20 protein-coding genes are annotated in these 23,879 nt (G+C 62.6%); 8 read left to right on the top strand and 12 right to left on the bottom strand.

Going from position 1 to position 23,879, the window contains the following annotated elements:
- The first annotated feature begins 3 nt into the window (after positions 1–3).
- From trpC to lexA, 4 genes are all read left to right on the top strand, one after another.
- Entirely contained in the window at positions 4–795 is a 792-nt protein-coding gene (gene trpC / locus ACI5KX_RS08595) for an indole-3-glycerol phosphate synthase TrpC (RefSeq protein ID WP_406810256.1), read from the top strand.
- 4 nt (positions 796–799) lie between these two features.
- On the top strand, positions 800–1,273 hold the full coding sequence (gene moaC, locus ACI5KX_RS08590) for a cyclic pyranopterin monophosphate synthase MoaC (RefSeq protein WP_406810255.1): 474 nt from the start codon (positions 800–802) through the stop codon (positions 1,271–1,273).
- On the top strand, positions 1,273–2,463 hold the full coding sequence (locus tag ACI5KX_RS08585) for a molybdopterin molybdotransferase MoeA (protein ID WP_406810254.1): 1,191 nt from the start codon (positions 1,273–1,275) through the stop codon (positions 2,461–2,463). Before moaC ends, ACI5KX_RS08585 begins: the two co-directional genes overlap by 1 nt.
- Positions 2,464–2,657: 194 nt before the next feature.
- Complete coding sequence (lexA, locus tag ACI5KX_RS08580) at positions 2,658–3,347, top strand: transcriptional repressor LexA (protein ID WP_406810253.1); 690 nt, start codon at positions 2,658–2,660, stop codon at positions 3,345–3,347.
- Positions 3,348–3,371: 24 nt separating this feature from the next.
- On the opposite strand, the gene ACI5KX_RS08575 is transcribed toward lexA, so the two are convergent.
- Positions 3,372–5,600, bottom strand: a complete 2,229-nt coding sequence (locus ACI5KX_RS08575) for a ComEC/Rec2 family competence protein (RefSeq protein ID WP_406810252.1) — start codon at positions 5,598–5,600, stop codon at positions 3,372–3,374.
- A gap of 48 nt (positions 5,601–5,648) precedes the next feature.
- Here ACI5KX_RS08575 and gltX point away from each other — a divergent pair, with 48 nt between their 5' ends.
- From gltX to ACI5KX_RS08560, 3 genes are read left to right on the top strand one after another with little or no spacing between them, the layout of a single operon-like run.
- Positions 5,649–7,073, top strand: coding sequence for a glutamate--tRNA ligase (gene gltX / locus ACI5KX_RS08570; RefSeq protein WP_406810251.1), 1,425 nt, complete (start codon positions 5,649–5,651; stop codon positions 7,071–7,073).
- A gap of 37 nt (positions 7,074–7,110) precedes the next feature.
- Positions 7,111–8,397, top strand: coding sequence for a citrate synthase (locus ACI5KX_RS08565; RefSeq protein WP_406810250.1), 1,287 nt, complete (start codon positions 7,111–7,113; stop codon positions 8,395–8,397).
- 19 nt (positions 8,398–8,416) lie between these two features.
- A complete protein-coding gene (locus ACI5KX_RS08560; RefSeq protein ID WP_406810249.1) occupies positions 8,417–8,632 on the top strand; it encodes a hypothetical protein in 216 nt (71 codons plus the stop codon).
- 7 nt (positions 8,633–8,639) lie between these two features.
- On the opposite strand, the gene ACI5KX_RS08555 is transcribed toward ACI5KX_RS08560, so the two are convergent.
- From ACI5KX_RS08555 to ACI5KX_RS08540, 4 genes are all read right to left on the bottom strand, one after another.
- Positions 8,640–10,040, bottom strand: a complete 1,401-nt coding sequence (locus tag ACI5KX_RS08555; protein WP_406810248.1) for a sensor histidine kinase — start codon at positions 10,038–10,040, stop codon at positions 8,640–8,642.
- Positions 10,041–10,048: 8 nt separating this feature from the next.
- Positions 10,049–11,017, bottom strand: a complete 969-nt coding sequence (locus ACI5KX_RS08550) for a hypothetical protein (protein WP_406810247.1) — start codon at positions 11,015–11,017, stop codon at positions 10,049–10,051.
- 10 nt (positions 11,018–11,027) lie between these two features.
- Entirely contained in the window at positions 11,028–12,245 is a 1,218-nt protein-coding gene (locus ACI5KX_RS08545) for a hypothetical protein (RefSeq protein ID WP_406810246.1), read from the bottom strand.
- 117 nt (positions 12,246–12,362) lie between these two features.
- Complete coding sequence (locus ACI5KX_RS08540) at positions 12,363–12,662, bottom strand: Hpt domain-containing protein (protein ID WP_406810245.1); 300 nt, start codon at positions 12,660–12,662, stop codon at positions 12,363–12,365.
- A 70-nt stretch (positions 12,663–12,732) separates the two neighbouring features.
- Between ACI5KX_RS08540 and ACI5KX_RS08535 the strand changes: the two genes are divergently transcribed.
- Entirely contained in the window at positions 12,733–15,297 is a 2,565-nt protein-coding gene (locus ACI5KX_RS08535; protein ID WP_406810244.1) for an ATPase, read from the top strand.
- 12 nt (positions 15,298–15,309) lie between these two features.
- On the opposite strand, the gene ACI5KX_RS08530 is transcribed toward ACI5KX_RS08535, so the two are convergent.
- Genes ACI5KX_RS08530 through nuoL form a run of 7 tightly spaced genes read right to left on the bottom strand, consistent with a single transcriptional unit; the run spans position 15,310 to position 23,878 of the window.
- Positions 15,310–15,600 (bottom strand): DUF1467 family protein, encoded by a 291-nt coding sequence (locus ACI5KX_RS08530; protein ID WP_406810243.1) that lies wholly within the window; start codon positions 15,598–15,600, stop codon positions 15,310–15,312.
- On the bottom strand, positions 15,600–17,267 hold the full coding sequence (locus ACI5KX_RS08525) for a ribonuclease J (protein ID WP_406810242.1): 1,668 nt from the start codon (positions 17,265–17,267) through the stop codon (positions 15,600–15,602). Before ACI5KX_RS08525 ends, ACI5KX_RS08530 begins: the two co-directional genes overlap by 1 nt.
- An 18-nt stretch (positions 17,268–17,285) precedes the next feature.
- Positions 17,286–18,086: a type III pantothenate kinase gene (locus tag ACI5KX_RS08520; protein ID WP_406810241.1), complete on the bottom strand. Its 801-nt coding sequence runs from the start codon at positions 18,084–18,086 to the stop codon at positions 17,286–17,288.
- Positions 18,087–18,133: 47 nt separating this feature from the next.
- Entirely contained in the window at positions 18,134–18,859 is a 726-nt protein-coding gene (locus ACI5KX_RS08515; RefSeq protein WP_406810240.1) for a biotin--[acetyl-CoA-carboxylase] ligase, read from the bottom strand.
- Positions 18,860–18,861: 2 nt separating this feature from the next.
- Positions 18,862–20,340, bottom strand: coding sequence for an NADH-quinone oxidoreductase subunit NuoN (gene nuoN, locus ACI5KX_RS08510; RefSeq protein ID WP_406810239.1), 1,479 nt, complete (start codon positions 20,338–20,340; stop codon positions 18,862–18,864).
- Entirely contained in the window at positions 20,340–21,887 is a 1,548-nt protein-coding gene (locus tag ACI5KX_RS08505; RefSeq protein WP_406810238.1) for an NADH-quinone oxidoreductase subunit M, read from the bottom strand. The genes nuoN and ACI5KX_RS08505 overlap by 1 nt, the downstream gene beginning before the upstream one ends.
- Positions 21,887–23,878 carry an NADH-quinone oxidoreductase subunit L gene (nuoL, locus tag ACI5KX_RS08500; RefSeq protein ID WP_406810237.1) on the bottom strand — a complete coding sequence of 664 codons (1,992 nt, stop codon included), beginning with the start codon at positions 23,876–23,878 and terminating at the stop codon, positions 21,887–21,889. The genes ACI5KX_RS08505 and nuoL overlap by 1 nt, the downstream gene beginning before the upstream one ends.
- Position 23,879 lies beyond the last annotated feature (1 nt).

Here is a 23,879-nt window from a genome sequence, read left to right as displayed (position 1 = left end):
TCGGTGAACAAACTCGAGGAAATCTGCACCGCCAAGCGCGAAATCGTCGCCGCGCGTAAGGCCGCGATTGCGCTTGCCGACCTCGAACGAGCCGCGCGCATGCAGTCCCCGCCACGCGGTTTCGAAGAGGCGCTGCGTAAGGCGTCGCAAACGGGTTTTGGATTGATCGCCGAAATCAAGAAGGCGAGCCCCTCGAAGGGCTTGATCCGCGAGGATTTTCGCCCCGCAGAGCACGCGGCCGAGTACGACAAAGGCGGCGCGACCTGCCTCTCGGTGCTTACCGATGCACCGTATTTTCAGGGGCACGAGGATTATCTCGTCGCCGCGCGGTCGGCCTGCTCGTTGCCTGTGCTGCGCAAGGATTTCATGGTCGATCCGTGGCAATGCCTCGAAGCGCGCGCGATCGGTGCCGATGCCATCCTCATTATCGTCGCCGGGCTGGATGATGGCGCAATGGCGGAGATCGAGGCGGCGGCGCTCGAACACGGGATGGACGTGCTGGTCGAAGTCCATGACGAAACGGAAATGGAACGCGCAGCTGCCGTCCTGAAGTCTCGCCTCATCGGGGTGAACAACCGCGATCTCAAGACCTTCACCACCTCGCTTGCCACGACCGAGCGACTGGCCCCGCTGGCTCCCCAAGGCTCGCTGCTGGTGGGTGAGAGCGGGATCAACTCGCACGCGGACTGCAAGCGGCTCGCGCGGGCCGGGGTTCGCACCTTCCTCGTCGGAGAGAGCCTGATGCGAGCTAGCGATATCGCGCTTGCCACGCGGACATTGCTCGGCGCAGACTGACGCCATGAGCAAGCTTACCCATCTCGGCGAAGACGGCGCGGCACGGATGGTTGATGTCGGCGGCAAGGCGGCGACGCAGCGTATAGCTATCGCTAGCGGACGCATCGCTATGTCGGCAGACGCACTCGAAGCGATCAAGCAGGGCAATGCGCCGAAAGGCGACGTGCTCGGTACCGCGCGGATCGCGGGAATCATGGCAGCCAAGCGCACAGGGGATCTGATCCCGCTGTGCCACCCGCTCGGCCTGGAATCGGTTACCGTCGAGTTCGTATTCGAATATGACGCTATCCGCGTCGCCGCTACCGCCTCGCTCACCGGCAAGACCGGAGTGGAAATGGAAGCGATGGTGGCGGTTTCTACCGCGCTGCTGACGATTTACGACATGGCAAAGGCGATCGATAAGGGCATGGTGATCGGCGAGGTGCGCCTGATTGAGAAGCGCGGAGGAAAGAGCGGCACCTGGAAGGCGCCCGCCTGATGCCAGCAATGCTGACGCTGGAGGAGGCGCAGGAGCGGCTTCTGGCGCTGGTTCGCAAACCGGAGATCGATGTGGTCGAAACCGCCCAGGGTCGCCCGACCCAGTATCTCGCCCGCGATCTCGTTGCCCGCCTCACCCAGCCCCCCGCGGACCTTTCGGCGATGGACGGCTATGCGATTTGCGGAAATGGGCCGTGGCGGCGCGTCGGAGAAAGCCGCGCGGGCGAGCCATTCAGCTGTGCGCTCGAACCGGGGCAATGCACCCGTATCTCGACCGGCGCGCACATGCCGCAAGGCGCGGATCGGGTATTGATCCAGGAAAACGCGTCCGTCGATGGTGACCGGGTTGCTCTAGCGGACGGCGAGGAATTGCCTCCGCCGGAGCGGCACGTGCGCAAGCAGGGGTTCGACTTCGCGGCGGGCGAAACAGTGCTGACGCAAGGCTCGGCCATGGGGCCGGGCCCCGTCGCGCTGGCGCTGTCGGCAGGGTTCGGATCGGTGCCGGTTTGGCGCACCCCTCGGGTGGCGATACTCGACAGTGGTGACGAACTGGCTCTCGACCCCGAGCAATGCGGCCCCGACCAGATACCCGCCAGTAACGGCCCGATGATCGCTGCCATGCTGCGCTCGCATGTCGGCGAGGTCAGCCGATTGGGTCCCGTGCTCGACAACCACGAAGCGCTGGCACAGGCGCTCGCCAAGGCCGACAGCTGCGATATCCTCATCACTTCGGGCGGCGCTTCGGTGGGTGACCACGACCTCGTGCAGGAGGCTCTCGCGCGCTGGGGTGCCGGCATCGATTTTTGGAAGGTCGCGATCAAGCCGGGCAAGCCGCTGATGGTGGCAACGCGCGGAAATCAAGTAATCCTCGGCCTCCCCGGCAACCCGGTATCGAGTTTCGTCACCGCTTTTCTCTTCGCTCTTCCCCTCGTCCGGGCTGCGATGGGCGATCCAGATCCTCTGCCGAAGAGCGTTCGCGTTTCTGCGGCCGAAGACCTCCCGGCAACAGGCTCCCGTCACGAATTCCTTCGCGGAATACAGGATGGAACCAGCGCGCGTCTCGCGGCCTCTCAGGATTCGAGCGCCCTGCGCGCATTGGCGGCGGCGAATTGCCTGATTGATCGGCCTGCCGGTAGCCCTGCGATCGCTACCGGGAGCCCTGTGCAGGTGTACAACCTCCACAATGGCTGAATCCTGCGGGGTTCGGGTTTGTAGCGCGCTTGACACGAATCCAAAGGTTGCCTATTCGTTCCGCATTCGTTCACCATTTCGGTGGGCGGCCAGTGTCCGGAATGCACCTAAGGAGGTGCCTCTAGGGATGCGCCTTTTCAGCACCGCGGCGACACGGCTGTCGCCGGTAAGCGGTGCGCCTTAGGGAGTGACCCATGCTGACCGCAAAGCAGCACGAATTGATCCGTTTCATCCAGAAGCGTCTGGACGAGACCGGCATTTCCCCCAGTTTCGAGGAAATGAAGGAAGCGCTCGATCTCAAGAGTAAATCGGGCGTCCACCGGCTGATTTCCGCACTCGAGGAACGCGGCTTCATCCGCAGGCTGCCGAATCGCGCCAGAGCACTCGAGGTTATTCGCCAGCCCGAAGATGCGACCCCTACCCCGCGTGCGACACAGGCCGCGAACGATGCGGTGGCTTCGGGATCCGCAGTGCTGAAGAATGCGCCCGAACCGGCCAACGACGTGATCGAGATTCCGTTGCACGGTCGAATCGCCGCAGGCGCTCCGATCGAGGCACTCGAAGGCCAGACCTCGCTCCCTGTACCCGCCGCGCTGCTGGGCCCGGGCGAGCATTATGCGCTTGAGGTGTCGGGTGACTCCATGATCGAGGCCGGGATCTTCGATGGCGACTTCGCTCTGGTACGTCGCACTGACACTGCGCGCGACGGCGAGATCGTAGTTGCATTGGTTAACGGCGAGGAAGCGACGCTCAAATATCTCCACAAGGAAGGCGGCATGGTCCGGCTCGATCCGGCCAATGCATCCTACGACCCGCAAGTCTACCGCCCGGGAGAAGTGCAGGTTCAGGGCAAACTTGCCGGCCTTCTGCGTCGCTACCACTGATTGAAATGAAGCGCGGGGTGCGGATCAGTCCCCCTCCCCGCGCCACCAACCGTGTTCGCCCTGCCGTTCGGCCACACTCGTGATGCGGCTGCCTTCGAGGTCTATCGCCAATCCCCCGGTGCGTTCCAGCAACCGCCGGTCGGCTTTGAGCCAGCGCGGTGAACACGATCGCGGCAGGAAGCGGTCGGCCACTACGATATCCGATCGTTCGCAAGCAGCCGCCAGAGCGCGTTCTTCTACGAGGTCGCGGTTGCGCGCCATCAGCAGCACCCAATCCCGGCCACCACGCTCGATCGTGAGCTGGCAGAATTCGCGGGAGCATCGTGCCTCCGGCCAGTCTTCAAGCGGTATTGGTTCGCTGGTAACGCCCGCGAGTTCGAGCAGGTTATCTCGCGAATAGGACGAGCGGCTGTCGCGCAGTGACAGGAGGCGTGCCTCACCATTCGCATCCTCGACGGTGATCCCGACATGGCGCCCTTCGCGCCCAACGAGCACGTCGGGGATCGGCGTCATCGCCAGCATCATGGCTCCGACTGCAGCGGGGAGCAGGCCCAAAGCCCTCGCCTTCCCGCTCCACAACCCGAGCCATAGTCCGCCCGAGACAAATAGCGCAATCGTCGCTGAAGTCATCTGAGGCATCAGTTTGACCGCGCCGGGCTGCTCGGCGGTCAAGTGGGCAATCGCCAGCAGCAAGTCGAGCGAATGCTGCACCAGCCACCATGCGGGCCTTCCAAGGCCCACAAGGTCGAGCGCAAGACCCAGCGCAATCAGCGGCATGGAGATAAATGTAACGAGCGGAATGGCGACCACATTCGCGAATGCGCCATACACACCCGCGCGGTGGAAGTGGTAGAGCACGATCGGCATCAACGCGATTTCGATCACCATGCCGGTGGCGAAGAGCATAATGATCCGCCGACCCGTCCGCGCGATCCAGCTTTCCTCGCGCGGCGCCAGAAACGCTTTTACCGGCGGCGACGTGTGCAACGCGACAATGGCAAGCACAGCCGCAAAGCTCATCTGAAAGCTCGGCCCGACGATGCTTTCGGGCCACAGCAACAGGACGAAGACCGCCGCGATAGCAACCATCCGCATCGAAAGCGCGTCGCGCCCCATAGCCAGCGCCACCAGCACGAGCATCGCCGCTGCACAGCTGCGCACAGTGGGTACTTCCGCTCCGGTCAGCAGTGTGTACCCGACCCCGGCGAGCGCGCCTGCTCCAGCGGCGGCGACTGGCAGGCGCACGCGCAACGCAATCGCAGGGAACAGCGCCAGCAACTTCAGCGCAACAAGATAGGCAGCGGCAATGACTGCACTGACATGAAGCCCGCTGATCGAGAGCAGGTGGGTCAATCCGGCGTCGCGCATGGCGTCTTCGTCCACCTCCGCAATCGACCCTCGGTCTCCGCTGGCAAATGCCGCCGCGATCGTGCCTGCCGATCCATCGACTCTCTCGCGAACATGCGAAGACAGGGCCCGCTGCACCGCCGCAAGCCCGCCCTCGGGTGGTGCGGGTTCGACAACCTCGACGCGGCCGATCGCACTTCCGGTGGCGGCAAGTCCCATGAACCAGGCTGCTCTTGTAAAGTCGTAGGAACCCGGCAGCATCGGGCTTGCGGGCGGCATCAGGCGCACCCTCGCACGGATCACAGCACCCTCGACCAATGGCCCGTCTGTCGCTTCGGTCTCGACAACGGTATCGCGAGGCACATTGATACGCACCTTGCGGGCTTCAGCACTTTCGGCGTCGCGAACTGCGAGCGTCAGACGAACACGGTCCTGCGCGGGCTGGTCTTCGCGCGCGAGCACGTATCCTTGCACCCGCTCGACGCTCGGTCGCGCAATCGGTTCGGCTCCCACCACTTCCGAGCGCACCCAGATGACGGCCACACCAAAAGCAAACGCGAGTCCACAGACGATCATCGCATTGCGCAGGTGTTCGCGCATTTGCACACCTCGCCAGGCTGCGAGCGCGGCCAGCGCCAACATGACACCGGCTCCGATCGCCGATGCCCACTGCCACGGGGATTTCAGCCAGAACCATGCCAATATTCCACCGGCAAAGACGACGGCGATCCAAGGCGCCCTGTCGAACCCTGCTCGCGCAAGAGAGCTCTCCAGAACATCGCAGGGATTGCGCAGCACGCTGGACAAGCCAGCGCCCCTTTGCCAAGGGCGCTGCAATGCAACATCATTCGCGATCGGAGTGTCAGACGCTCCGTCGCCCAAGGGCACTAACGGCGCGTCGCGCATGGTGCTCCCCCTCGACCCAGAGGGGAATTGAAAAGGAATTTGAACGACATGGCAAGCGAAAGCGGCAAAAGTAGCGGCGCGGTGGTGACCCGCTTTGCGCCCTCGCCCACCGGCTTCCTGCATATCGGCGGCGCCCGGACGGCGCTGTTCAACTGGCTATATGCCCGCCACCACGGCGGGAAAGCGCTGCTGCGCATCGAGGACACCGACCGCAAGCGCTCGACGGAGGAGGCAATCGACGCGATCCTCGACGGGCTGAACTGGCTCGGTCTCGACTACGACGAAGAGCCCACTTTCCAGTCGGAGCGCGCTGAACGGCACGCCGAGGTTGCCCGCAAACTGCTCGAGGCAGGTCAGGCCTACAAGTGCTTCGCCACGCCCGAGGAACTCGAAGAGATGCGCGCTCAGCAGCGCGCGAACAAGCAGCCGATGCGCTATGACGGTCGGTGGCGCGACCGCGACCCGTCGGAGGCTCCCGAAGGTGCGCGCTACACAATCCGCATCAAGACCCCGCAGGCCGGTGAAACGACCATCCAGGACGCAGTCCAGGGCAAGGTATCGGTCAAGAACGAGGAAGTGGACGATTACATTATCCTGCGCGCCGACGGCACGCCAACCTACATGCTCGCCGTTGTCGTTGACGACCACGACATGGGCGTCACCCACGTAATCCGCGGCGACGATCATCTCAACAACGCATTCCGCCAGCTGCCTATCTATCGCGCTATGGACGAGATCGAGGGCGATTGGCCCGAGCCGGTTTATGCACACATCCCTCTGATCCACGGCTCGGACGGGGCGAAACTGTCCAAGCGACATGGTGCGCTGGGCGTCGAGACCTATCGGGACGAAATGGGCATCTTGCCCGAGGCCCTGTTCAATTATCTCCTGCGGCTCGGTTGGGGCCATGGCGATCGCGAGGAAATCACTTGCGAGGAAGCAATCGAGCTGTTCGACCTGTCGGGTGTCGGCAAGAGCGCATCTCGCTTCGACCTGAAAAAGCTGGAAAATCTCAACGGCTTTTACATTCGCGAAGCCGACGACGCGCGACTGGCCGAACTCGTGGCTCCGCACATTGCCGGAGAGGTCGACAAAGACCTGCTCGCGGAGGCCATGCCTGTCCTTAAAATCCGTGCGAAGAATATCTTTGAAATCGCTGAAGGCGCTGGCTTTCTCTTTGCCAAGCGTCCGCTGGAAATGACCGAGAAAGCAGCCCAGCTGCTCGATGACGAAGGGCGCGCCAGGCTGTCCATCATCGCAGACGCATTGCGGCGCGAAAATGACTGGACAATCGAGGCTCTCGAAGTCACTACGAAGGCGCTCGCGGAGGAACTGGGATTGGGCCTCGGCAAGCTGGCGCAGCCTATGCGCGCCGCACTCACGGGGACCACCACGTCTCCAGGGATTTTCGATGTTCTGGTCCTTCTGGGACGGGAAGAAGCCCTCGCCCGGCTCGACGCACAGGCTGCGTGAGCGGGCCACGGGTCAAGAATAGAGCAGGAGACACATCTTGGCAGACAACCACGCCAAACTCGAGCTGAACGGCGATAGCTATGAATTCCCCGTGCTCCAGGGCAGCACCGGGCCGGATGTCATCGATATCCGCAAGCTGTATGGCCAGACGGGCGCATTCACCTTCGATCCGGGCTACAAGTCGACCGCGAGCTGCGAAAGCGCGCTGACCTATATCGACGGAAACGAAGGCGTTCTTCTTCACCGCGGTTATCCGATCGGCCAGCTGGCCGAGCATTCGAGCTTTATGGAAGTCAGCTACCTGCTGCTCAACGGCGAGCTGCCAAGCGCGGACGAACTTGAAGATTTCACCTACACCATCACCCGTCACACGATGCTGCACGAGCAGCTTTCGGTGCTGTATCGCGGTTTCCGCCGCGACGCGCACCCGATGGCGATCATGTGCGGCGTGGTGGGCGCGCTGTCGGCGTTCTATCACGACAGCACCGACATCTCGGATCCCGAGCATCGCAAGATCAGCTCGCACCGCCTTATCGCGAAGATGCCGACGATTGCGGCGATGGCTTATAAGTACGCCATCGGGCAGCCGTTCATGCAGCCGGACAACTCGCTCAGCTATACCGGCAATTTCCTGCGGATGACCTTCGGGGTCCCGGCCGAAGAATATGAGGTTGTGCCCGAGGTGGAAAAGGCGATGGACCGGATCTTCATCCTGCATGCCGACCACGAGCAGAACGCCTCGACCTCGACTGTGCGCCTCGCCGGTTCGTCTGGCGCAAACCCGTTCGCCTGTATTTCGGCGGGCATCGCCTGTCTGTGGGGTCCGGCGCATGGGGGTGCCAACGAAGCAGCGCTCAATATGCTGCGCGAAATCGGCACACCCGATCGCATTCCGCACTATATCGAGCGTGCCAAGGACAAGAACGATCCGTTCCGCCTGATGGGCTTCGGCCACCGCGTGTACAAGAATTATGACCCGCGTGCGGCAGTCATGCAGAAGACCGTCCGCGAAGTCTTCGATGCGCTGAAGGTCAAGGATCCGGTGTTTGAAACCGCGCTCCGCCTCGAGGAAATCGCACTCAACGACGATTATTTCCAAGAAAAGAAGCTGTTCCCGAATGTGGACTTCTACTCGGGCATCATCCTGTCGGCGATCGGGTTCCCGACCACCATGTTCACCGCGCTGTTCGCCCTCGCCCGTACCGTTGGCTGGGTGGCGCAGTGGAACGAGATGATCTCCGATCCCGGCCAGGTCATCGGTCGTCCGCGCCAGCTCTACACCGGCCCGACGCAGCGCGACTACGTGCCGCTTAGCGACCGCTGAGACCAGCGCTGCACGAATAATGGGGCGGTCCGCGATCCTGCTGCTCATGCGGGTGATCGGGGCCGCCCTCGTCGTTTCAGGCATCATGTGGGCGCTGCAGGGCATCGGGATCCTGCAATGGCCGGCCAACAGCTTCATGCTGGGCGAAAGCCAATGGACGATGATCGGATTGTTCGCGTTCGCTCTGGGTGCTCTGCTGCTTTTCGCGTCGCACCGCCTCGACCGGCGACACTGATTTCGAATTATTCGAAAGCGGGCAAACGCAGCGTGAAGCGCGCGCCGGCACCGGTCTCTTCATTTGCAGGCGAAACAAGCGTCAACTCGCCGTCCATCGCCAGCGCCAGTCTGCGCGAGATATAGAGGCCGAGCCCCGATCCGGTATCCTTTCCGCCATCGCTGCCGCGTCCGAGCCGCTCGAACTTGTCGAAAATGGTGTCCGCCTGCTCTTCACTTACGCCAGGTCCTTCGTCGGCGACCGAAATCGCGACCCAGCCATCCTCTTGAACCTCGGTGGCGATCGTCACCCGGCTCCCTTCGGGAGAATACGCGAGCGCATTTCCGATGAGATTGATCAGGACCTGCAGGACCCTGCGGAATTCTGCCATCGCAGCAATCTTCGTATCGTCGTCGGGCAGTTCAAGCGCGATCGAGCGAGCCTTCGCCCTTACGCCCAGGATCCCGGCGGCCCGGCGAGCTGCATCGCCAAGATCGACCCTTTCGCGAGCGGTCGAGAAATCCGACGCTTCAACCACTTCCAGGTCCGCCAGATCGTCCAGCATCCCCGAAAGATGCTGTCCCGCGGCTGCGATGTTTCCGGCATACTCGCTGTATTCGTCGCGCAGCGGCCCCGCGAGCTTGGCCCGAATGGTTTCGGCATTGGCAATGATCCGCGCAATAGGCTGACGCAGTACCGGTGTGAGTGCGGTCCCGACAAGCCGGGTGGGCGGCACTGCGGCTTCTTGCGGAATACCGTTGTTATCGAGCGGTTGATCGGCGATCAGCAGCAGCTCGAACCCTTGCGGCGCTCCGCCAGTGGATCCGATCGGAAGCAGACGAACCCGCCACACGCGATCCGATCCCGGAATCTCGCATTCGACGCCATCGAGAAGCCGCCAGTGTAATGGCTGCCTGTGGGCTATCCCGTGGAGGATGAGGTAATCGCTCCAGAGTTTGCCCGGATCGCCTTTGACCAGCGCTTCGAGCTCCTCGGTATCAGCCGACTGCCCTTGGAGCAGCTGGACCCGTTGTCCCGCGTCGAGCCGTGCCGAGAGCTCGGCTGAAGCGCGATCGATCGCGTCGAGGCGCTCAGCGACTTCGCGTGTCGTTCCCATGTCGGCGGGAGTGCGCTGCCAGTTTTCGACCAGCACTTCGCAACCGCCACCTTCGTCGCTGTCGAGCGGATGGATGCGGACAAAGCCACTGACCATGTCGGACCCGTCATAGGCCTTGAATTCGCGGGCGAGGCGTAGACCCATCTCGCGCCCTTGCTGCACCAGCGCAAGCAATTCGGGGACAGCAAAGGTCCCCGGGATCACGCCACCACAGCTTTCGTGAAGCTCGGCCAGCGGCTCGTCCGCGGTCAGCAACCTGTCACGGTCATCGGTAAGGCCGCGCGCTGCCAATAGGGTATCGCCTTGCTCCATCGCGGCGCCTATCCCTGATCCTGCGAACTGGCATTCTTCAGCAACGCAGCGGCGCGCTTCGGCGAGATTTCGCCGATATCGCCGGGCAGGCGCTCGGTCGGTTCGAGCAGAAGAAACTGCCGCTCGATAGCTGCTTGCTCCAGCCCCGCTGCCCGGAGACTTAGGGCAAGCCGCGCCGCCTGTTGCTCGTGACAAGCAAGGATAGCGAGCTCGCGGGGCTGTTTCCCGAGCGTCGAAAGCGCGGCGACAAACAGCGCCAGCCCTGCATGTTCAAGCTCCAGCGCAGCGATCGCCCCGCCGCGCATCGACGACACTAGCCGAGCTAGAAGGCCGACCCTGCTTGCGCCTTCATCATACCGTGCCTTGAGCGCCTTGATCGCGGAAGCCAGCTCCGGATCGCCGCGTTCGTGGACTTCCCATCTTTTGAGCACGGCGTGGAACAATTCTGCAGGCAACTCTGCGAGCGGCAATTCCATCCGGCGTTGGCTCTGGATGAAGCGTGACTGCGCCGCCAGTGCGCCCATGCCAAGTTCGCCCGTCGCCGCATCGGGAGAAGCGATCAATTCCTGCAAGAGCGGGCTGAGGATGGGATCGAGCGAACATCGCTGTTCGAGGCGCTCGGCCAGGTGCCCTTCCATCGCCAGCGCATAGCAATAGCTGAGCACGACGCTGTCACCGGCGAGGTGATCCGCCAACCGGTCAATGTCGCGGCTGTCGGGTGAGCCTCCGCTCGTCCCGGACTTGGCATTGAGTAACTGCACCGCCAGCGAGCTGTGCATGCCCCGGAGGCGTGCCACGATCGCGTCGCTGACGAGGCTGTGCCCGGCGCTGGCAAGCAGGTGGGTGAGAACCGACGGCACTCCGTGCAAGGCGCGATCGCTGCGGGCGAGTTCGTCCTTCAGGATACGCTCGACATCGCGCACCCTGTCCGTCTCGTCTGCACCGGGGCCATTCCCGTCTTTAGCGGCCTTGCTCATTCCTTCGCCTTTACAGGCTTTTATCTGTCGATCCGGGCAGTCGCGATGACACGCTTGCAAGCGCTTGCAGCAATGCAAGCAAACCCGTCACGGCCAAAGCCTCGCCCAGTACGCCATAGACCGCACAAATCGCGAACACCGCAAGGTGCAACCCGCGATCGTTCCAAAATGGGGCGATGGGCGCTGGGGTGAACGAACCTGCCAGTCGCAAGAGTCCGATTGTAAAGAGCGGAATACTCCAAATTACAATCGATTGATCGATCATTGCCGTAATCAGCGTCGCAATCGCGAGGATATCGACCGCCGAAGAGAAGTGTGCCGCCATAAACGGAAATCTGCTCCGCCCGAGCAGGTTGCGCGCGAAGCTATCGATAGTCTTGGCCACATCGGCAGCGAGCGCGCCGATCGCTACCACTGCCAACCCCACAACGCCCAATCCGAAAACTCCGAGCACCGGTCCCGCCAGCAGCAATAAGACGGCCACGATACCTGCTACCAATTCGCCCGATCGAAGTCCCGAAGGAACGGCAAAGCGTGCGCCAAGTCCCGCGAGCGCGCTCAGCGGTCCGCTCCATCGACGCGAGGGTGCAGCCCGGTCGATCAGCGCCTCCTCGTGCATCGCGAGCGCCTGCTCATCCGCTGCCAGAACCCAGCCCTGCTTCGAGCCTTCGTTGAACGCCACCTCGCGCAATTCGGTTCGCGCCTGAAGCGCGAGCCGGAGCAGCAAGGACAGCACCTCGCCATCCGGCGGCAGATCGGCGAGCTTTTGCGCCTGCGAAGCCCGCATGATTGCGAGCCCGGCCCAGCGGTGCTGGGCGTCGATCCGTTCGAAATCTTCAGGATGCTGCTCTGCATATTCCTCATCGGCGGCCACCGAGAAAACCCCGCGGAGTAGCTTGCCTTCGCCGACAGTGATCGAGCGGGCTACATCGGCGTCGATGATCAATCCATCGGCGACAATCACCAGCGTATCGTCGGAGCGCAATAGTGCGACCAACTGGATCGACGTGCGCACGACGTGGAATTCCCCCCCGGCAGCCTCGATCTCGCGTTGAAGGTCAAGGATTTCGCCGGTCGGGGCGTCGCACAGGCAGACGATGCGCTCGCATCCCAATTCGCGGGCGAGCTTCGCTTGCCAAGCGAGCACGCTGCGGCCGGCGAGCATGCGCGCGGCGCGAAGTGCGCCGCCCGACGTGCGCTTGCGGGCCGACAGCAATGCCGTGTGCACAGGAACAATCCCTCCTAAAGACGTTCCCGCTGCTACGCGCGATGCCTCGCCCGCTTCAAGCTATGCTGGGTGGATTTGACCTGATTTGATTGCCGGATCGCGTGAAATGCGCCGAATTTACGCCGAGAAGCTGGCCAGCAGCTTCTCGATGTCGCGAATGGCTGCCGGTTCACCCGGTGCCGACTGGAGCGCATTTTCGGCAGCACGGAAAAGCTCATCCGAATGAAAGCTCGCGGCCAAGCCTTTCAGCCGCATCGCCGCAACGTTCCAGTTGCCGTCGCAACGCGAGCGCTTGAGCAGATCGAGCTGCCGCTCCGCGCTCTCGACGAACGCTCCGCGCAATTCGCGCATCAGCGCAGGATCATCGCCTGCCGCAGCTGCCAAAGTCGCATCGAGGGCACCACTGTCATAAGCCATGCGGAGGGCCGTAGCACCCTTGAGGTTAAAGCAGGGTTTATCCCGTCCCGACCTGTGGTATCTATGGCAAATGACGAAGGGGAACCACATCATCCGCGCTATCGGTTCGAAATCGGCCGACACCGCCGGAGACGCAGCACCTGCCGAGGCGGAAGCACTTGGCGGCGAAAAGCCTTACGAGCTCGAGCAACAGGCCGAATACGCGGAAGACGCGTATGAGGAAGAATTCGAGCTGCCCAGGCGCAGGTTCGATTGGGTCATCCCCGCGCTTGCGATAGCGACGGTGCTGGCTTGGACCGGCCTTTACGGCTGGGCCATGCGCGATGAGCTCCTTGTCGCGGCCAACGCCACTCCTGCGCAATGGACGCGCTGGATCATTGACTGGTCGGTTCCCGTCCTGCTGGTCGGGATCGTCTGGCTGATCGCGATGCGCAATTCGCGCGCCGAAGCTCAGCGGTTTGCCGATACGGCGGCGATGCTGAGCCATGAAAGCGCACAGCTCGAACGGCGTCTCAATGTCGTCAACCGCGAGCTCAGCGTCGCCCGCGAATTTCTCGGTGCGCAATCGCTCGAACTCGAATCTCTTGGCCGGATCGCCAGTGAGAAGATCTCGACCCATGCGGCCGAGCTGCAGCAGCTGATCAAGGCCAATGGCGCGCAGGTCGACCGCATCGGCAGCGCGAGCGAAACCGCGCTCAGCAATATGACACAGCTGCGCGACGACCTGCCCGTGGTCGCCAATTCGGCGCGCGATGTATCGAACCAGGTTGGCAATGCCGGTCGGACCGCGCATGAGCAGCTCGAAAAGCTCGTTTCCGGGTTCGAACGCCTCAACCAGTTCGGCACCGCGAGCGAGAACCAGGTCGAAGCGCTGGGCAAGCGTGTGGGCGATACGCTCGCCGGGTTCGAAGCCCAGCTTAGCCAGATCGAACATCTCGTAGCGGGCCGTTTCGCCGATCTTCAGAAGCAAGCGTCAGCCTATCGCGGAGAGATCTCCACTGCGGAGGAAACCGCTCTCTCCACGCTGAACGAGCGCATCACCGTGCTGCAAAGCGAAACCAAGGCAATTTCTGCAAGGCTGCGCGAGACAGAGGTCGCGGCGATGGAACAGCTGCGCGGTTCGAAAGACCGGCTCGGCCAGGAGATCGTCAAGATGGTCGAAACCCTCGACAATCTCGACCAGCAAGCCATCGCAGCGTCGCAGCAACGGGTCGCGGCACTGCACGAGGAAGCAGGACGCTTTGACGCGAAGCTGACTCAACGCGATGCGCGGTTCCTCGAGGAAATGGAGCGCCGTCAGGAAGCCTTCTCGACCCGCGAATCCCAAGCAACGGAACTGTTCGCCCAGCGCCTGGCCGATCTCGACGAGGCGATCGCCGAACGGCGTGAAGCCCAGACTGCCGAGACCGAAAAACTGCTCGCGCACAGCCGCGAGATGGCCGACCAGCTGGAACAGCTGAGCGCGTTGATCGGCACGATCGGCGAACAGGGAGACGCCACGCGGAACACGCTGTCCGAAGGGCTCGGTGCACTCGACGAGCAACTCGCCGAAAAGCGCACCGCTCTCGCAGAAACCGAATCGCAGCTTGCAGGTCTAACCGAAGCGGGCATCCGGCTGCTCGAAATCATCCAGTCAGGCGCAAGGCACAGCCGCGAAGACCTTCCCGCTGCCATCGAGACTGCTTCGACCGAGCTCGGCAATGTCGAACAGCGCGCAGCCGCGCTCAGCGGCGTAATGTTCCGCACAAGCCAACAGGGCAGCGAACTCGGAGAATATCTGGTCAAGGCGCGCGAAACGATCAGCGATACCGACGCTTCGATCGGCGAACTTCACGCCAAGCTCGCAGAGCAATCGGAAGACACCCTCGCCAAACTCCAAGGCCTGCGCGCCGGATTTGCGAGGCTCAGCGAGGACAGCCAATCCTTTGCCGGAGAAACGCAAGAAGCTCTGCGCGAGGCATTGTCCAAACTTGAAACCGCAATCGAATCGACCTTCGCCGCACTCGAAACCGGCACACGCGAAAAAGTCGAGACGCTGGCCGACACGCTCAGCGCCGAAGCCGTGCAGGCACTGGAGCGCTCGCTGCGAAACCAGAGCGCCGAAACCATCGGCAAACTTGAGCAAGCTGCGGCACATGCCTCCGGCATCGGGCGGGAAGCTACGATCCAGCTGCGCGATCAGCTTGCGATGGTCAACGAGCTTACGGGCAACCTGGAGCAGCGTATCGCCCGGGCTCGCGAACTCGCGGAAGAGCAGGTCAATAACGATTTTGCCCGCCGTATGTCGCTGATCACCGACAGCCTCAATTCCAATGCAATCGATATCGCGGCCGCGCTGGCGCAGGATGTCGCCGACACCGCGTGGGATGCGTATCTCAAGGGCGATCGCGGGATCTTCACCCGCCGGGCCGTTCGGCTGATCGACAGCGGCCAGGCCAAACAGATCGCGGAGCTTTACCAGCACGACGATGCCTTCAAGGGCAACGTCAGCCGCTTCATTCACGACTTCGAGAAGATGCTGCGATCAATGCTTTCGACGCGCGACGGCAATGCGCTCGGCGTCACGGTGCTCGGTTCGGACATGGGCAAGCTCTACGTCCTGCTGGCGCAGGCAATCGAGCGCTTCCGCACCTAGGCAGATTTTCGGCTAGTCTTCGCTGCCATACTGGCTCGGCGGTTCGGGCAGGAGATCGAGGCTATCGATGCCGATCCAGCCATACTGGTAATTGAGTACGTAAACGGTGGTGACGAGTGCGGACAAGATGGTCGCGCGGATCACCAGTTTTCCCGGACGGAAATTGACCGGCGCGCTTTCGGCTTGGCCTGGAACCTTTTCGATACCTTCCTCATCCGCGGTGCGGACGCCGAACGGCAGCATCAGGAAGGCAATGATCACCCAGAACAGGAAATAGATCGCTAGGATCGAAGTCCACGCCATCATCCCCTCCCTTCACGCACGAGGCCAGGCATGACCACCCGCACCTGCGGGCTCTTGCCGGCCCAGCGGCGTGCGGCGCGGCGGGCGGCTATGCGCGCGGCTTCGTGTACGGCGGCAGGGTCCTGTGCATCCCTGCCCTTGAGCTTGCCGATTGCCTTGAGGATATCCTCTTCGGTCTCTTCGAGGAATTCGGGCATGTCCTCATCGAGCGGAAGGCCGACAGCCTCGATCACCGGTCGTTCGCCGCGCACGAGCACGACAACCATAACGCCTTCGTAACCTATCCTGCGGCGCATGGTGATCGCATCGCCATCGGCGGGAACGATGATGTCGCCATCGAGCACGAGGCGACCGTTGCGCACCTGTGCGATACGCCCCGGATCACCGGGAGCGAGACGCACGATATCGCCGTTCGACTGCACGATATTGTACGGGATTCCGTTGGCCTTGCCGACCCGCGCCTGCTCGAGCATGTGTCGCATCTCGCCGTGGACTGGCACCAGCACTTCGGGCCGGATCCACTCGTAAAGCGCTTCAAGTTCCGGGCGTCCGGGGTGCCCGGAGACATGGATAAAGCTCTGCCTGTCGGTCACCATGGTGATCCCGCGAGCGGCGAGCCGATTCTGCACCTTGCCGATCGCAATCTCGTTACCGGGGATCTGACGCGAGGAGAACAGCACAACGTCGCCGCTGACCAGTTCGAGCGGGTGGTTCTCCTCGGCGATGCGGGCGAGCGCGGCGCGGGGTTCGCCCTGCCCTCCGGTAGCCAGGATCAACACTTCGCCGCGCGGCAACCGCATGGCTGTGTCGAAATCAACGGTTTCAGGGAAATCCTGAAGGTAACCGTTGTCCTGCGCGACCTCGATAATGCGATCGAGCGACCGCCCCGCAACGCACAGCGTTCGACCGGTCTCGCGTGCGACCTCGCCGAGCGTCTGTAGCCTCGCGACGTTGCTCGCAAATGTAGTGACCAGCACGCGCTTGCCGGCGTGCCGTGCGACTTCCTCCATCAGCCCCTGATGCACCGCGCCTTCCGAACCGGAAGGATTGGGATTGAAGACATTGGTGCTGTCGCACACCAGCGCGAGGACGCCTTCGTCTCCGATTTCGCGCAGTTCTTCCTCGGTGGTCGGCTCGCCGATGATCGGCTCCTCGTCGAGCTTCCAGTCTCCGGTGTGAAACACGCGCCCATGCGGCGTATCGATCAGCAGAGCATTGCCTTCCGCGATCGAGTGCGCAAGCGGGATGTAGGTCACGCTGAACGGACCGATATCGATCTGGCCGTGGTCTTCCTCGATGATGTTGAGTTCGACCTGGCCGAGCAGCCCCGCTTCTTCGAGCTTGCGCGCAACGAGATCGGCCGTGAACGGCGTCGCATAAAGCGGGACGCCGAGATCGCCCGCGAAATAGGGCACCGCGCCGATATGGTCTTCATGCGCGTGGGTCAGGACGATGCCGAGCAGGTCCTTGGTGCGTTCTTCGATGAAGTCGAGATCGGCGAAGACCAGGTCGACGCCGGGATATTCGTTGCCCGAGAACGTCATGCCGAGATCGACCATCAGCCACTTGCCGTTGCAGCCGTAAAGATTGACGTTCATGCCGATCTCTCCCGACCCGCCAAGGGCAAGGAAAAGCAGCTCGTTTTCGGGAGTGAAGTTCTTTTTCACGAATACTCGTAGTCAGGATTATTGGTCTGCCGCAGTCGCCTGCCGCGCAATGATAGCCAATCCCTCGATGGTGAGGTCGGCATCGACATGATCGAAGATGTCGGTCGCTTCGTCGAACAGGATTGCAAGACCGCCCGTCGCAACAACCTTTGCGGGACGCCCGATCTCGGCCTTCATCCGTTCGACAATCCCTTCCATCATCGCGACATAGCCCCAGAACACGCCGATCAACATCTGATCCTCGGTGTTGCGCCCAATTACGCTTTTGCTCTCCGGAGCCCGGATCGCGATGCGCGGAAGCTTTGCCGTCTTGCCCACCAATGCATCGAGCGACAGATTGATCCCGGGGGCAATCGATCCGCCCTTATAGGCGCCGGTGAAGTCGATCGCCTCGAACTTGGTCGCAGTCCCGAAATCGATCACGATAAGGTCGCCGCCATACTTGTGATGCGCGGCGACGATGTTGAGCGCGCGATCGGCTCCCAGCGAACTCGGCTGATCCACGTCGATCTCGAAATTCCACGCGGCCTTCCCCTGACCGGCGAACAACGGCGTGATGCCGAAATATTTCTGCGAAAGCACGGTAAGGTTGTGATCGGCGCGGGGAACGACCGATGCGAAGATGATCTGAGTAATATCCTCGCGAGCCACGCCTTCGATGTTGAGCAGCTGCATCAACCAGACGGCGTATTCGTCACCCGTCCGCCGCGGATCGGTCGCGATGCGCCAGCGCGCGCGGGTCGTATAACCGCCCCCGCTATCGATTTCGAACAGAGCAAAGACGACGTTGGTGTTTCCGACATCGGCAGCGAGCAGCATGGCGTTCTTCCGTTTAGTGTGATGCGCGGATCGCGCCCGTCGGCGAACTAGTCCCTTATCAGAATATCGCCGGAATGGACCGTGACGATCTTTCCGCCTTCGGTTTTCAACTGCAAGGCGCCGCCGGAGGTGAGCCCTTCGAAGTCGCCCTCAAGCAGGTCCCCTTCCCGGTCGTGCACGATCAGGTGGGTCCCCTTGGGATGCGCATAGCCGAGCCAGCGAGCGCGCACGCCAGTCTCGCCCAGAGAACGCCAACGCGCAATCTCGTTAGCGACGTGATGCATCAGCCGCTTCGCGAAGCTGTCACGCGAGGGCGGATTATCGGTGACATCGCTTACCGAAATGGTCGTGCGTCCGGGTATCTCGGGGGCAGAAGCGATATTGACGCCGATGCCGACCACCACCTGGAAGTCGTGAAGCTCCATAAGGATGCCCGAGACCTTCGCCCCGCGCAGCAGGACGTCGTTGGGCCACTTGAGCATCAGCTCCGCCGGATCGGGCACGAATTCGGCGAGGGCCGCGCGCACCGCCATGCTTATGGGCAAGTTAAGAGAGGTCCCGGGGTACTCGCCGCTTTGCAGGGTCACAACGGTCGAGCCCATGAAATTGCCGGCCCCATCGCTCCACACGCGCCCTTGCCGCCCTCGCCCAGCAGTCTGGCGGTCGGTGATCAGCCAATAACCTTCGTCGAACTTCTGGCGGAACTGCAACGCTTCGAGAATGTCGGCGTTGGTTGAGCCGGTTTCCGCGACGTATTTGACCTTCGAGGCCACCGTCAGACCCCCATCGACAGCGCAGCGGCCGCCTTGTCTGCCAGATCGGTAATCGAAGGCGTGAGCAGGTAACCGAGCGGGGAAATAATCGCGGCGGTCAGGAACAGCAGCACCCAATGCGCCGCGCCGCTCTGGCCTTTCACTACATCGGCGGGTTCATCGAAGAACATCACTTTGACGAACTTGATGTAGTAGAACGCGCCGATGACGCTCGCCGCGATGGCGATCGCGCCGAATGCGATCAGGCCCGCTTCGACGGTCGCCTGGAACACCACGAACTTGCTGTAGAAACCGAGAAGCGGCGGGATGCCGGCGAGGCTGAACATCGTCAGCAACAGGCACCACGCGATAGCCGGCTTGGTTACCGAAAGCCCGCGGATGTCGGCGAAGGTTTCGAACAGATCGCCATCTTCGCTCCTCAGCATCAAAAGCGCGACAAAGCCACCAAGGCTCATCGCGACATAGATGAAGAGATACACGAGCATCGCGCTGACACCCGCTTCGGTTGCGACAGCGAGGCCCAGCAGGATGAAACCGACATTGTTGATCGATGAATAGGCGAGCAGGCGCTTGAGGTTTTCCTGCCCGATTGCGCCGAGCGCGCCGAATACGATCGAAGCGAGTGCGGCGAACATCACGATCTGCTGCCAGGCGAGGACCTGGCTGCCGAACACCTCGACCACCACGCGCGCCGTCAATGCGACGGCGGCAACCTTGGGGGCGGTCGCGAAGAAGGCGGTGACCGGGGTCGGGGCGCCCTCATAGACGTCGGGGGTCCACATGTGGAACGGCACGGCAGCGATCTTGAAGGCAAGGCCAGCGAGGACAAAGATGAGCCCGAACAGAGCGCCGGTCGAAAGTTCGCCGGTCAGACCCGCGCGAACGGTCGCGAAATCGGTACCGCCGGTGAAGCCGTAGAGCAGGCTCATGCCGTAAAGCAGGATGCCCGAGGCAAGCGCGCCCAAAACGAAGTACTTCAGGCCGGCTTCTGCCGAGCGATCATCCTTACGCAGGATGGCCGCGAGAACGTAGGAGGAGAGGCTGTTGAGCTCGAGCCCGAGGTAAAGCGACATGAAATCGTTTGCCGAGACCATGATGCTCATACCGAGAACGGCGAACAGAATCAGCACCGGATACTCCGCGCGCATCCCGCGTTCGGTGCCCGCAGCCGCACTGTTGAAGAACGCCGGCGCGACCATCAGACAGCCGATGGCGGCGAGGTAGATCAGTGCCTTCGCGAACAGCGCGAAGCTGTCCACCCTTAGCAATCCGCCGAATGCCATCACTTCCGGCCCATCGGTGCCGAAGTGCAGGCCCGGAACGAGCATGAACCCTGCGCCGAACAGCGCGGCGGCAGCGGCGATGGCGTTAAAGCGAGCGGCTTTGTCCCCGCCCCACGCCGCAACCATGAGCAGGGCCAGTCCCGCGCCAGTCAGGAGAAGTTCGGGCGCGATCAGCGCGAAGGAGGCTGCGAAGTCCATCAGTGCGCCTCCCCTTCGCCAGCATGAAACTCGATGGCGTTGGCCGCCTCAGCTCGTGCGGGGCCATCGGCGAGCTGGCTGTCATCGGCAGGCGCAGCCGCCGCAATCCGCGCATCGAGCGCAGCAATGTCGGCGCGCATGGGCGCGAGGAAGCTCTCGGGATAGACGCCCATCCATAGCACCACGGCTGCGATCGCCCCCATCATGGTCCATTCGCGCGCATCCATGTCGGGCATGGCAGCCGCGTCTTCGTTCTTCTGCGCGCCGAAGGCCACGCGGCGGTAAAGGTAAAGCATGTAGCCTGCGCCAAGGATGATCCCGGTGGTGCAGACGAGCGCCACCCAGGTCGAGGTCTGATAGATACCCGCCAGCGCGAGGAATTCACCGATGAAGTTGCTCGTGCCCGGCAGGCCGACGCTTGCCATGGTGAACAGCAGGAAGAAGCTCGCGTAGAACGGCATGTTGATGCTGAGCCCGCCGTAACGGTCGATCTCGCGCGTGTGCAGCCGGTCGTAGATCACGCCGACGCACAGGAACAGCGCGCCCGAGACGAGGCCGTGGCCGAGCATGATCATCATCGCGCCTTCGAGGCCCTGGACATTGAAGGCGAACAGGCCCGCAGTGACCAGCGCCATATGCGCGACCGAGGAATAGGCGATCAGCTTCTTCATGTCGTGCTGAACCAGCGCGACGAGCGAGGTGTAGACGACCGCGACCATGCTGAGCGCAAAGATAAGCCAGGCAAGCTCGCCCGAGGCCTCGGGAAACATCGGCAGGCTGAAGCGGATGAAGCCATATCCGCCGAGTTTGAGCAGCACGCCTGCGAGGATGACCGAGCCGGCGGTCGGCGCCTGCACGTGCGCGTCGGGCAGCCACGTATGCACCGGCCACATCGGCATCTTCACCGCGAAGCTCGCGAAGAAAGCGAGGAACAGCCAGAACTGCGCGCTGGCCGGGAAATCGTACTGCATAAGCGTCGGGATGTCGGAGGTACCCGCTTCGGCGACCATCCAGAACATCGCGATCAGCATCAATACCGATCCGAGCAGCGTGTAGAGAAAGAACTTGTAGCTCGCGTAGATGCGGTTGTCCCCGCCCCACACACCGATGATGAGGTACATCGGGATCAGGCCCGCCTCGAAGAAAATGTAGAACAGGAACAGGTCCTGCGCGGCGAACACGCCGATCATCAGCACTTCCATGAACAGGAAGGCCGCCATGTATTCGCCGACGCGCTTGGTGATCGAAGTCCAGCTGGCGAGCACGCAAATCGGCATCAGGAACACGCTGAGCATGATCAGCATCAGCGCGATGCCGTCGATCCCGAGCGCATAGGAAAAACCTGCGAAAAGCTCGGCGCGCTCGGTGAACTGCCACTGCGCTCCGCCGATCTCGAAATTGGCCCACAGCAGCACGCCCAGCACGAAGGTCGCGAGAGTGGTCGCCAGCGCGACGCCGCGCGAGGCTGCGTCGCCGGCAAACAGGCACAACAGGCCGCCGACGAGCGGCACCAGCATCATCGTGGTGAGGATCGGAAAGCCGTCCATTACAGCAGAACCCAGGTAATTGCCGCGATCAGGCCGAGCAGCATGATCAGCGCGTAAGTGTAGAGATAGCCGGACTGGATCGTCTTGGCCGCGACCGAGCTGCGCTGCACGACCCAGGCTATGCCGTTGGGGCCGAAGCGGTCGATCGTGCCGATATCGCCGAGTTTCCAGAACTGGCGGCCGAACCAGAAAGCCGGCTTAACGAAGACGCGGTCATACAGCTCGTCGAAGTACCACTTGTTGTAAACGAAGCGGTGCAGCCACGGGAACGCGGCGACGAACTTGCCCGGGATGTCGGGCTTGGCGATGTAGGAGAAATAGGCTCCGGTAAAGCCGATCACCATCACGACGAAGGCCGAATACTTCACCCAGTATGGCACCGCGTGCATCGCATGGATGAGGTTCTCGTTGTAGAAGATCGAACCGGCCCAGAAGGCTGCATCGTCGAGGAAGCTCGGTGCGAAAACCTGACCGGCCGCGACCGCGCCGACCGTCAGCAGACCGAGCGGGACGAGCATCGACACAGGGCTTTCGTGCGGGTGGTATCCGCCGGTGGTGTCCGCGCCCGCCTCTTCGGGCGTCTTGTGGACGGAGTGCTGGATGTGCTCGCTCTCGATCCAGCGCGGCTTGCCCCAGAAGGTAAGGAACATCAGGCGCCAGCTGTAGAAGCTGGTCAGCAGCGCAGCCGTGACGCCGAGCCAGAACGCCATGGTCGAAATTTCCGTTCCGCGGGCGAAGGCGACTTCGAGGATCGCATCCTTCGACCAGAAGCCCGCAAAGCCCACGCCCAAGTGATAGACGCCCAGCCCCGTGATCGCGAGCGTGCCCGCCATCATCGCCCAGAACGTGACCGGGATGTGCTTACGCAGGCCGCCGTAGTAGCGCATGTCCTGCTCGTGGTGCATCGAGTGGATCACCGAGCCCGCGCCGAGGAACAGCAGCGCCTTGAAGAAGGCGTGGGTGAACAGGTGGAACATCGCGACGCCATAGGCACCGACGCCCGCGGCGAAGAACATGTAGCCCAGCTGCGAACAGGTGGAATAGGCGATCACCCGCTTGATGTCCCACTGCGTCGTGCCGATGGTCGCGGCGAAGAAGCAGGTTGCGGCCCCGATCACTGTTACGATCATCAGCGCAGTCGGCGCGGTCTCGAACATCGGCGACAGGCGGCAAACCATGAACACGCCCGCAGTCACCATGGTCGCCGCGTGGATCAGCGCGGAAACCGGTGTCGGGCCTTCCATCGCGTCAGGCAACCAGGTGTGCAGGAACAGCTGCGCCGATTTGCCCATCGCGCCGATGAACAACAGAATGCACAGGATATCCATGGTGTAGAGGCGCATGCCGAGGAAGCCGATGGTGCTGCCCGACATTGCAGGCGCGGCTTCGAGGATCGCCGGTATCGAGGTCGTCTGGAATACGAGGAACGTGCCGAAGATACCGAGCATGAAGCCGAGATCGCCCACACGGTTGACCACGAAGGCCTTGATCGCGGCGGCCCCTGCGCTCGGCTTCTTGAACCAGAACCCGATCAGCAGGTAGCTCGCGAGCCCCACGCCTTCCCATCCGAAGAACATCTGGACGAGGTTGTCGGCGGTCACCAGCATCAGCATCGCGAAGGTGAACAGCGAGAGATAGGCGAAGAAGCGCGGCTGATCCGGGTCTTCCTCCATGTACCCCCACGAATAGAGGTGCACGAGCGCCGAGACGGTGTTGATGACGACCAGCATGACGGCGGTCAGCGCGTCGACACGCAGCGCCCAGTCGAAGGTCATGTCGCCCGATTGCACCCATTTGAGCACCGGCACGACTTCGGCAGTCATGCTCCCGTTGAGGAACCCGAGGAAGATCGGCCAGCTAAGCGCCGCAGAGACGAACAGCGCGCCGGTCGTGATCGACTTGGCGAACACGCTCGGCGCAGCCTTGTTGGTCAGCCCCGCGACGATGGACGCAAGCAAGGGCAGGAAAACGATGAGAAGGATCGATTGCACC

The organism is Erythrobacter sp. GH1-10, assembly GCF_045363165.1.
Classification (GTDB): domain Bacteria; phylum Pseudomonadota; class Alphaproteobacteria; order Sphingomonadales; family Sphingomonadaceae; genus Erythrobacter.
This window is presented reverse-complemented; position numbering and strand designations above follow the sequence as displayed.